At 61.1% G+C, this 10,686-nt stretch carries 9 protein-coding genes; 2 read left to right on the forward strand and 7 right to left on the reverse strand.

Annotation, left to right across the window (positions count from 1 at the left end):
• Positions 1-289: 289 nt before the first annotated feature.
• The 4 genes from NZK35_RS33040 to NZK35_RS33055 all read right to left on the reverse strand — a co-directional run bounded on the left by NZK35_RS33040 (position 290) and on the right by NZK35_RS33055 (position 1,975).
• The gene (locus NZK35_RS33040) at positions 290-514 is read right to left on the reverse strand and encodes a DUF4926 domain-containing protein (protein ID WP_259636798.1); all 225 of its coding nucleotides are present in this window, start codon (positions 512-514) and stop codon (positions 290-292) included.
• A gap of 5 nt (positions 515-519) precedes the next feature.
• Complete coding sequence (locus NZK35_RS33045) at positions 520-849, reverse strand: DUF6883 domain-containing protein (RefSeq protein WP_259636799.1); 330 nt, start codon at positions 847-849, stop codon at positions 520-522.
• A gap of 108 nt (positions 850-957) precedes the next feature.
• Entirely contained in the window at positions 958-1,461 is a 504-nt protein-coding gene (locus tag NZK35_RS33050) for a hypothetical protein (RefSeq protein WP_259636800.1), read from the reverse strand.
• Between the two features lie 295 nt (positions 1,462-1,756).
• Positions 1,757-1,975, reverse strand: a complete 219-nt coding sequence (locus NZK35_RS33055; protein WP_259636801.1) for a hypothetical protein — start codon at positions 1,973-1,975, stop codon at positions 1,757-1,759.
• Between the two features lie 395 nt (positions 1,976-2,370).
• Between NZK35_RS33055 and NZK35_RS33060 the strand changes: the two genes are divergently transcribed.
• Positions 2,371-3,441 carry an exonuclease/endonuclease/phosphatase family protein gene (locus NZK35_RS33060; RefSeq protein WP_259636802.1) on the forward strand — a complete coding sequence of 357 codons (1,071 nt, stop codon included), beginning with the start codon at positions 2,371-2,373 and terminating at the stop codon, positions 3,439-3,441.
• 732 nt (positions 3,442-4,173) lie between these two features.
• Here the strand turns inward: NZK35_RS33060 and NZK35_RS33065 are convergent.
• The 3 genes from NZK35_RS33065 to NZK35_RS33075 all read right to left on the reverse strand — a co-directional run bounded on the left by NZK35_RS33065 (position 4,174) and on the right by NZK35_RS33075 (position 9,656).
• A complete protein-coding gene (locus NZK35_RS33065; protein ID WP_259636803.1) occupies positions 4,174-7,710 on the reverse strand; it encodes a hypothetical protein in 3,537 nt (1,178 codons plus the stop codon).
• A 39-nt stretch (positions 7,711-7,749) separates the two neighbouring features.
• On the reverse strand, positions 7,750-9,090 hold the full coding sequence (gene hisS, locus NZK35_RS33070) for a histidine--tRNA ligase (protein WP_259636805.1): 1,341 nt from the start codon (positions 9,088-9,090) through the stop codon (positions 7,750-7,752).
• Positions 9,091-9,215: 125 nt separating this feature from the next.
• The gene (locus NZK35_RS33075) at positions 9,216-9,656 is read right to left on the reverse strand and encodes a YkgJ family cysteine cluster protein (RefSeq protein ID WP_259636806.1); all 441 of its coding nucleotides are present in this window, start codon (positions 9,654-9,656) and stop codon (positions 9,216-9,218) included.
• Positions 9,657-9,770: 114 nt separating this feature from the next.
• Here NZK35_RS33075 and NZK35_RS33080 point away from each other — a divergent pair, with 114 nt between their 5' ends.
• Positions 9,771-10,628, forward strand: a complete 858-nt coding sequence (locus tag NZK35_RS33080) for a formyltetrahydrofolate deformylase (protein WP_259636804.1) — start codon at positions 9,771-9,773, stop codon at positions 10,626-10,628.
• The last annotated feature ends 58 nt before the right edge of the window (positions 10,629-10,686 follow it).

A 10,686-nucleotide genomic window follows, 5' to 3' on the forward strand; every position in this document is an offset into this window, starting at 1 on the left:
CAAGGGGAACAAGGACCACGCAAAGGCGCCAAGCCGCCAAGGAATGGGTTCTAATCTTTGCGGCTTGGCGACTTTGCGTGAGCCCTTCCAGCAAGTACGTCAGCGCACCAGTCAAACCGCCGCAGATCACTTGCCACAAAAAGCACGAGAAGACACAAAAGAAGACGTAGGCCGTGGCAGCCAGGCGTCGGTTGGCAGCGTGAACGGCGGGGTTCAGCGGGGCCGCGCGAACGACTTACGACTGCAAAAACGTCAACTCGCGGTCTCCGTTGCAACCCATGGTTCGCCCCTACGCAGTCTTGCGAGTGTGGAGTAACTCACCAGCCCCGATGGGCCGTACATCGTCGGAACCAACCGTTACCAACGCAATTGTTTGGCCACCACCATCGACGAATTCCACCTCATATCCCTTGCCGTCCTTGTAGACGTGTACGACGGTTCCCACGTCACCACGAGTGAGTTTCTCGTGGGGCGGTTCAGCGTCAAGGACAACGAGCGAGTATTCAGCAATCATGGCAGTCATTCCGGATACGCAGTGACCAGTCGTGGGGGATCGTCGTCTTCGACGATCCAGACCGTCAGAACCACACCGGGACGGTGTTCGGAACGCCCGACAGTACCCAATGCTTTGTATTTTACGCCAAAGCGAGTGATTTCGGTATCAAATGTCGTGCAGTTTTGGGCGATGGCGAGTAAATCGTCGACGAGATCCTGCCATTTGTCGCGGTGGTAACCGAGCGAGTGGAACCAGATCGCCTTTGCCCCACCGTCAGGATGCGACAAATTGAGAAGATAGTCGCGTACCTTTATGTCCTCCACTACGGCTCGGTGGGCATCAGGTATGGGCATGGGGTTCTATGGGCGAACGGTTGCGATATGCGGGCGGCGGCGAGAGACTTAACCCCTGCGAAAACGGCGACCACCGCCGCTCCGTATCATCGCATGGTTCGCCGCAGATCACGTAAACGGCGCCATCGCCCGCGTCAACCAAAATAGCAGCACGTAGCAGCCAGTGCCAACGACCGACACAGTTAGGGATATAAGCCGGCACGCAGACACGGAATCAGCGCCACACATTTCGCGCCAGCGCAAGCCGAGTTCGGTTCCAAGATACCAACGAGGAGAAGTCAACATCCCGAGCGATAGCCCCCAGTAGGCGCCAAGAAAGAATGTCATAGGTGCGAAGCACAAAAGCAGAACCCCGCGAAAAAAAGCATCGGACACTGAGATGCCGTCAACCAAATAGGCGACGAATGGCGCCGCGATAGGAACGAAAACCAGCGAAGTTGCAACGCCGACATATCCCAGACGAAGGATTCGCTTTCCAGTACTGCGAATTTGAGCGTGGAATTCTGGGGGTAACATCGAAATCAGCTCTTCGTCTTCCTCAGCTTGCACTTTCGCGCCTTGTGCGAATGATCGCAGCAGAAGGAAAAATGATACTAAGCTGATGGGATCCATTTGATTTCAAGCATCAACTGCCGTCGGCGAACTTGTTTATCACCCGGTCTCGCGGGCCGGGGGTCTTATCGGCCGCCTTATCCCCGGGTGGATAAGAATTGGGCGGCATTATCCCCGGCTCGGCGATAAGTGATCGTCGAATTATCCGGTTTTCTGAGAAAACCGCAACAACAGGGGTTGACCTTGCCCCTCCACAGCAAGAGGCTGGTCTGGAGTGGGCTAGCAATCCAGCTTCGCAGAGGGGGTCGGGCCGATGGCGAGGCAAAATAGTAGTGGGGCGCAGTGGGCCGGAAAGTCACAGCGGGGCGGAAAGCCAGACTGGGCGTTGATTTGGCATCAAAAGCTGGCAATCTTTCATGGTGCCGGTGGCGATTCGAACTGGCGTTTTGGCCGAGCCGAAGTGATCGAATTTCTGGTGGACCGCAAAAATGCGATGCTTCGCCGGCCCCGAGGTCGTGGAGCCTTTGCCTGGGTCGTGAAGCATTGATGTCGCCGTCATTTTTTCACCCGGCACTTCGATTCGGCGAGGTACTTGTGAAAGTCGTTGATTTGAAACGCCTTCTTTCCTTCGATGATATCCGGTATCGCGTCAAATGAGGCATGGCAAGGAATGGGAACGATCCGATCGTCCTTTCTTCGCCCCCCGGCAGCCCAACGCTGTGAAGCATTTTTCCTATGTGTTTCTTGAGGGTTGAGCGAAGCGAGGGCATGAAGCTTGCACCAGTCGTGACGGTTTTCCCGACCGGAACCTCCGTCGAACCCGACAATTGCGGCGTCCCTTTGGATCCTCTCGGACGCGGCTGCCGATGTCCGAGGTGGGCGTGTCTGCGCTCACCTCGTGTGTCTCTCCAATCCTTGCCGACCCCTCTCGCGTGACAGTGGCGACTCTGCTCACCAAGGCGGCAGACCATGTGCGCGTATCCTTTTCATCAAATGGAAGAACAACGACGAACGGGCCCGTTCTTGATGCTGGTCACGATCTGCATCCTCGCCGGCGCAGCGATCTACTTTTCCCAGCACTTCCAGATCGCGGGACTGGATCAACTGACGATCACTCCCAAATCGGAGGAATCGGCAGACTCGCCCGATCCGCTCGATGATCTGTTGTTCGTCTCGGCGAACCAACGAAACGGGCTTTCGACCGGCGGATCGGTCGCGCCGGCACCGTTCGTCGCCCGCTCGGTCGAAGCCAACCGAAACGTCCGCAACCTGCGAATCGGATCGTGGGCGCTCAGCGGGTTTGGACCGAGCAAACTGGCCAGCGAACATTGCCGGTTGAACCTGATTCGTATGATTGGCAAGTTTGACGTCATCGCGCTGCAACAGGTCACCGCAGCCGAACGCGACCTGATCCCGCGGTTGGTGGACGAGATCAACGAGGGCGGACGCAGCTTCGATTTCGCGTTGGGCGCACCGTCCGGACCGACCGATCGATCCGAACAGTTGGCGATCTTGTTCAATGTCAATCGAGTTCAAATCGATCGCTCGCAAACCTACACCGTCGCCGATCCGGAAAACCAAATGACCTACGATCCATTGGTCGTCTGGTTTCGCGCCGCCCAACCCACCGTCGATTCGGCATGGACGTTCTCGGTCGTCAACGTCCGCATCAACTTGGCGCGTGCACCGGTCGAGGTCGCTCTGTTACCCGGCATCTTTGCCTCGGTGCGGGCGGACGGTCGGGGCGAAGACGATGTCGTGATGGCCGGACTGTTTCAAGCCGACGATTCGTATTTGATTCCGCGCGTGATGGGCGGCGACGTCGTCGCCGCGGTGAACAGCACGACGACCGACATCTTTAGCCGCCATCAGACGTGCAACCTTCTGGTCGACCGCAATCGAACCAACGAGTTCGTCGGCCGCGGCGGACCGATCGACTTCTTGCGGCTGTTCAACCTGAATCTCAGCCAGGCCGAAGCCGTCAGCAGCCACCTGCCGGTGTTCGCCGAGTTCACCGCCACCGAAGGCGGCACGCTGTAATCGCACTGGGATTGGCTCATCCCCAGCCCTTCTCCCCCACAAATCGACAAGCAAGCTTGTTACGATTTGTGGGGGAGAAGGGAGCCATGAATCTTGCAGTAATAGAATCGACACTCCGAGCCTCGCGGCTATTGCGTTCCCAGGATGGAGCCTGGGCTCCGCCTCACACGGTCGCCGGCGGAGCCGGCGGGGGTGGCAAGCAGGATGCTTACCCCACTTCCTCTTGTTCACAAGCTCTGCCTCCGCATCGCGAGGCGGAGCCTCGCGGCCATTGCGTTCCCAGGCCGGAGCCTGGGCTCCGCCTCACACGGTCGCCGGCGAAGCCGGCGGGGGTGGCAAGCAGGATGCTTACCCCACTTCCTCTTGTTCACAAGCTCTGCCTCCGCATCGCGAGGCGGAGCCTCGCGGCCATTGCTTTCCCAGGCCGGAGCCTGGGCTCCGCCTCACACGGTCGCCGGCGAAGCCGGCGGAGGTGGCAAGCAGGATGCTTACCCCACTTCCTCTTGTTCACAAGCTCTGCCTCCGCATCGCGAGGCGGAGCCTCGCGGCCATTGCGTTCCCAGGATGGAGCCTGGGCTCCGCCTCACACGGTCGCCGGCGAAGCCGGCGGAGGTGGCAAGCAGGATGCTTACCCCACTTCCTCTTGTTCACAAGCTCTGCCTCCGCATCGCGAGGCGGAGCCTCGCGGCCATTGCGTTCCCAGGCCGGAGCCTGGGAACGAGCGGGCAAGGGTCACTTGCGGCGGCGGAAGGCATCGAAGGCGTCGCGGATCGCCGGAGGCGCTTGCCGGCGGTTGCCGGAATCGCGCAGGTTGCGGAGCGAATCGGCGGCGTCGCGGGTCGACGGGGCGGGTGAATCGCTCGGCTGCAAGCCGAGACTGCGGAGGGCCTCTTGCAGCTCGTTGGTCGAATCAGCCGGCTGAGTCGGTTGGTCCAACTGGCGAACCTTTTCCCAACGCTCGCGGAATCGCTGCAGATCTTGCTCGGTCCAGTCCAATTCCTTCAACAGGTCGTCATCCACCTGGTCGCGCGTCTCGTCCAAGTAGTCTAACACCATGTCGGTCGCCTTTTTCGCGTACTCCAAATCCGGCGGGGGCGGTGGTTCGGCGGCCGCGTCGCCGGATGCGGGTGCTGTGCCCGTGCCGCTGCCTTGGCTGCCGGAGGAAGCATCGGGGGACGGCGTCGATGGTGATTGACCCCGCGGCGGATCACCGCTTTGGCTTGAACCCGACGGGGCAGGCGAATCCGCTCCGTCACGCGACCCGCTTTCAGCCTTCGACCCGCTCGCTGGGTCCGGTTGCCCTTTCGGATCCCCTGATTCGGATCCACTCGGGTCTTGCCCCTCGGTCTTCCCGCCGTCGGGTGCTGCTCCGGATTCCTGGTCTCCTGAACCTTGTTCGCCAGTACCTTGCTCACCCGCCTCCTGTTCGCCGGCTCCCTGTTCGCCGGTTCCTTGTTCGCCGGCTCCCTGTTCGCCCGCCGCCTGTTCGTCGGTCCCCTGTTGGCCGTTGTCGGGATCGGTCTGTGAAGAATCGCCACTCCCGCTTTGCTCTTGACCGGCTGCCTGCTCGCCGGCTGACTTGCCCTGGGACGACTCCTGTTCTCCCGCATCCGACTTCGGGGATTTGGTATCGCCAGCTCCTTCGTCGACCGACTCGGAGTCGCCAGCGGAACCCTCGTCTTGGGGCGACTGATTTGGGTCGGCCGGTGAGCCATCACGGGATTGATTTTGCTTTTGTTTTTCGAGGTAATCCTTGATCCGTTCAAAGGCTTGGCCGTCGTGTTCCGGTGGCGCCTTGGATGGCTCTCCGCCGGAGGGCGATTGCGATTCGGATCCGGCGCTGTCGCCGCTGGACGAATCGCCATCGCCGCTGGACGAATCGCCATCGCCACTGGACGAATCGGCACCGTCGGTCGAATTCGGTTCCGACCCGTTGGGGTTCGACGTTCCGCTGCCATCGCCCGCGTCTTGCATGGAGCCATCCGATTGACCGGTTCCTTGCGTGTCCTGCGTGTCTTGGGCCCCGTCGTTGGCTGGGGATTGTCCCTCCGGCTGTTGGTCGGTTGAGGGAGACGGCGGGGGATCGCTGCTGTTCGGATCGGTTGGCTCACCCGCGGGCGATTGCCCGCCGGGGTTCGACGGATCGCTGCTGCCCGGCTGTCCTTCGGTACCCGGCTGGCCTTCGGTACCCGGCTGGCCTTCGGTACCCGGCTGGCCTTCGGTACCCGGCTGGCCTTCGGTACCCGGCTGGCCTTCGGTTGGGGGCTGTCCTTCGGCGTCCGATCGGCCGGTAGCGCCGTCGCCCGAGCTTGCATCGCCGGACGGTTGCGGCGAACTTTCTCCCTGTTCTCCCTCGCTCGGATCCTGCTTCTCGCCGCTCGACTCGCTGCCGCCGGAACCTTCGCCGCCGCTGCTTTGGCCTTCGGATCCCTGGCTCGGATCCCCCTGGCTTTGACCGCCTTGCCCCTGCGCACCTTCGCCGCCCGAGCTCTGTTGCCCCTCACCCTGCTGGGATTGTTCGACATCGCTGGCAGGCCGATCGTCGGGCGCCGACAGGCCGTCATTGCCGGTCGGGTCCTGGGGCAGCGGTTCGGCGTCTTCGACGATCCGAATCTCGATCGGGTCGGTGCTGGCTTGATTCGGCTGGACGTTGGGATCGCCGGGGATGTTGCGATTGTCGATCGCGGTCGCCGAGATGCGGACCACGTCGCCGGCGCGGAGCAGATGCTCCAGCGGGCGGAAGCGATATTCCATCACCTGATTGCCCTTACCGTTTCCGTTTTCGGGTTTGATCCAGATGACGGGATCTTCCAGCGTGTCGATGCCGCGCTCGATCCGCAGCGTGACGCGTTGCAGCTCGAAGTCGGCATCCATGGCGTGGACTTCAATCATCTGTTGTGCGCCGACCGGGACTTCGATCGGCGATTTCGTGGGCACCACGATCGCGACTTCCGGCGGCAGATCGGCGATGACCTTGATCGGATAGATGATCGGATCGGGGTTCGATTGCTCGTTGGAATCCCAGACGCGGATTCGGTAACTTTCCAGTTCCACCGCCGCGGTCTTGCCGCGGGCACAGCGGAGTGTCACATCGGACGTCAACGTGACTCCATCGTCACCGATTGCGATCGGGGTGCGTCCCGCGGTGGCCCGCACGTTGTCGCCGAATGATTTCGGGTTGAATTGCAACTCGGCCCTGGCAATCGGCCGGTTGGTTTTGGCGGTGATCCGGATCTTTGTCCCATCGATGGCCGTGATCGCGGGGCTGGATGTCGTGCGGGGTTTTCGCCGGGTATAGGCCGGCGGCTGATAACGCACGCTCTCGATGGCGACGACCGGAACATTCTCGACCGACAATTCAAACGGCCCGGCGACCGCGTCACCGGCCTGGACGCTGTAGCGAACGATCCCCGACGCGGCATGATCCAAACGGAGTGTTCCGACGAAACGATTCGAACTGGGGTCGAGTTCCAGTTCCGCTTCCCGGGGCGTTCCGTCGGTCGACCAGCGACACATCACCGGTTCGCCATCGCGGAGTCCGTCGACGTCGGCGGAAACCTCTAAATCACGGCCCGCCAGCGCTTCGGCATCACCGGGGCGGACATCACGAATCTCGACCCGTCGTGCGGGATCGATCGCGGCCAGCGGAATCGCTAATCGTTTGGCCGACGCGAGCGAGCTTTTCGGCGACCCGACGCAATAGGCGGCCAACACCGCGAACACCGCCGCGGCGGTGATCCACCATTTGAATGTCCCGGTGGCTTCACGCGGCAGCACGTCGTGCGACTTCAGCAGCGATGCGGCTCGCGTTCCGATCGCCCGCAAGACGCGGGCGCGGACACCGCGTCGCGAATCGCCATCATGGAGCGTGACGTAGCTGGTCAATTGTTGCCGATAATCGGGGTGGTCTTGCTCCAGCGCCCAGGCGGCGTATTCACGCGTGACGCGCGAGGTCATTACGGGCCAAGCTCGGCGGATCAAATACCAGCACGCCAACGTGACCAAGGCGACAAAGCTGGCCGAGCGAACGATCGGTCCCGGCGAATAAACCCAATGATCCACCACCAGCCACACCAACAAAGCCAGCATCGAACCGATCACGACCATCAGCCCCGTTCGCGTCAATTCGCTCCACCACAATGCGCGACGCGCCTCTTCGATCCGCTGCTCGATCAACTGCTCGGCGGCCGTGCGTTTGGCAGACTCCGCGCCCTGGGACGGATCAACCGAGCGTTTGGAGGGCGTGACGGGTGGGGCGACGGTAGACATAGGGCCTTGAGGATGGCGAAAAGGAGAGCCCGAGACGATCTATTGTAACTCCTCAGCAAGAATTCGATGGAGGCAACGGGTCAGTTCCTCGGGCCGCTCGTGGCAATAGGCGACCTCAGTCGATTCCTTCGTTGCCAGCGTTTTGACTTGCACCGTGCCGGCCCCCCACTCGTTGCCCCCGGCGATCAGCGCGACGCGAAAACCGTGGGAGTCGGCGTATTTCAGTTGGACACTCAGTTTCTTGGGGTCGGGGAACACCTCGTTGGCGATCCCCGCCTCGCGCAGGTGCGCCGACAGCCTCAAATAATTGTCTCGGTGATCGGCGTCAAAGTAGGCGATCAACACGGGGGCCGGTGTCGCCGCGTCGGGCAGCATCCGCAGCGATTCCATGGCCGCGAGCAGCCGATCCAATCCCAGTGACGCCCCGATGCCGGGCAGTTCCTGCTTGGTGTACAGCCCCGCCAAGTTGTCGTATCGGCCACCGCTACAGACACTGCCGATCGAGGGCAAATCATTCAATGTGGTTTCGAAGATGACGCCGGTGTAATAATCCAACCCGCGCGCGATTGAGACGTCGATTTTGATCCGACCGCGTGGAACACCGGCCGCGAGCGCGCCGGTGAACACGTCTTTCAATCGATCGATCGCAAGCAACGCTGCGTCACTGCCGCCGGTGATCGCCGGCAGGGCTTCAAAGATCGACTCGGCTTGGCCATCGAGTTCGGCCAGTTGCAACACCTTATCCGCTTGGGCGGCGGTCACGTCGGCAACCTCGCACATCTCCGCGGCAACCTTGTCGCGCCCGATCTTGCCGAGTTTGTCCAGACAGCGGAGGACCGCGACGCTCTGATCGGCCAGATCCAAATGACGCAACAACTCCGTCAACACCGCTCGGTTGTTGACGCTGATGGTGAAGGCGTCGAATCCGATCGAGCTGAGCAGACGGTTGATCACGGCGACGGTTTCGATGTCGGCCATCACATTGCGAGTCCCGATCGTATCGAAGTCGCATTGCACGAACTCGCGATACCGTCCCGCCTGGGGTCGTTCGCCGCGCCACACCGGAGCGATGTGGTACCGTTTGAAGGGCGTGCCGAGTTGGTTGATGTGTTGGGCGGCGAAACGCGCCAAGGGAACCGTTAAATCGAACCGCATGCCGACGGCCCGCCCGCCGTTGTCTTCAAAGCGGTAGATCTGACGGTCGGTTTCATCGCTGCCCTTACCGGTCAGGATCTCCAGATACTCCAGCGTCGGCGTGTCGATCGGCGCGAACCCGTAGGAACGAAACACGCCACGCGCGGTTTCCATCAATCGTTCGCGCGGGATCATGACCGCCGGCAAGTAGTCGCGAAATCCGTTCAGCGTTCGTGGTTTAATCAATGACATCGGGTTGGGGGTTGTTGTTGGACAGTGTGGCGCGAAAGGCTCCGACGAGTCGCCAGAGCAGGCGAGCGATCAGAGGATGGCGACCGCGACTGCGTCGTGATCGAAGTTGCAAATCGACCTTAACTCACCACCGGCAAACCACTCGGGCGCCGGCTCCGCAGCGAGTCTTTCGGATCCTGATCGGGCGCCGGAAATTGGGGCCCGTACAGCGCATCGGCATACTCGTCGATTTGCTCGGGGGTCTCGAAATACTGTTCGTAGCACCAATCGTCATCAAACTCGCATTCGTCGGTGGTGTAATCGCGACAAATCTGAGGTCGGGTTTCATAGATGCCACATCGGTGGTCGTCCTGGAGGTGTTTGCAGGTCGTGTGAACCAGCAAATACCAGCTGTGGTCTTCCACGAAGATCGTTGCCCTGTCGTGCAGCAGGTACCAGCGGATATAGTCAAAATCCTTGCGGCCGGCAGGCTGGTCGATCGGCAACGCAAAATAGTGACAGCACTTGGCGGTGCAATGATCGCACAAATTCTCGCCTTGGGGCACTTGATCGCGTTTCATACGAATCGGTAACGCGGCGGGACTGGCGGGGGGTGTTGCGTTCACGGCTTCCGGGCTGGGATGGAACAAAAGTGGTTTTCGAGCGACAATGTGGATATCAGAGGAATCAGTTTAATGGAAGTCGTCATCACTGCACTCGGGCCTGACAATGTCGGGTTGGCCGATCCGATCATTCACCATGTCACCGGCCAGGGGGCACGGATCACCGAAATCCAAATGTATGACCACGACGAAGAACAGTTGTTCGCGATGTTGTGCCGGATTTCCATCGATCAGGGACATTTCAAGACGCTGCAGTCGGCCATGCGACAAATCGGCGACCAGACCGGATTGGCGATCCGGGTGTGGAGCCCGGACCGACGAAAAACGCCCCGTCTGGCGATCTGCTGCACCTACGTCGAACACACCCCTCGGGCGATCCTGGAATCGATTCGTGACGGGCGGATCGCCGCCGAAGCCTCTGTGATCTTGTCCAACCGCAAGAAACTCGCCCCACTGGCCGAGGAGTTTGACGTTCCTTTTCACCGCATCGGTGACGAGACCGGAAAAGCCGACGATGCCGAGATGATTCGCCTGCTGGATCAGTACGATGTCGATTACGTGATCCTGGCTCGCTACATGCGCGTGCTGCCGCCGAGCACCTGCTGGCAATTCGCCGGCGGACGCATCATCAACCTGCATCACGGGCTGCTGCCGGGCTTTCCCGGATTCCGACCCTACCACGATGCCTTTGCCGCGCGGATGCTGACCTACGGCGCGACCTGCCATTTCATCATTCCCGAACTCGATGCGGGAAACCAGACGATCAACCAACGCACCTTCAGCGTCGATCCGGGCACCAGCCTGGAAACCATCATCGCCCGCGGCGAAAAAGAAAATGAACCGGCGTGTCTGGCCGAAGGCGTCCGACGCGTCGTCGATCGCGAAGTCCAATTGCACTTCCACCGCGTCACCGCTCGCAAACGCGACTAGCGTCTCAGCAACCGTCGGTGTTTCGCCTAGAGGCGATTCCGGTCGCTGCGACGCAGCG

Origin of the sequence: Stieleria sedimenti, assembly GCF_025060895.1 — a bacterium.
In the GTDB taxonomy this organism is placed as follows: domain Bacteria; phylum Planctomycetota; class Planctomycetia; order Pirellulales; family Pirellulaceae; genus Stieleria; species Stieleria sedimenti.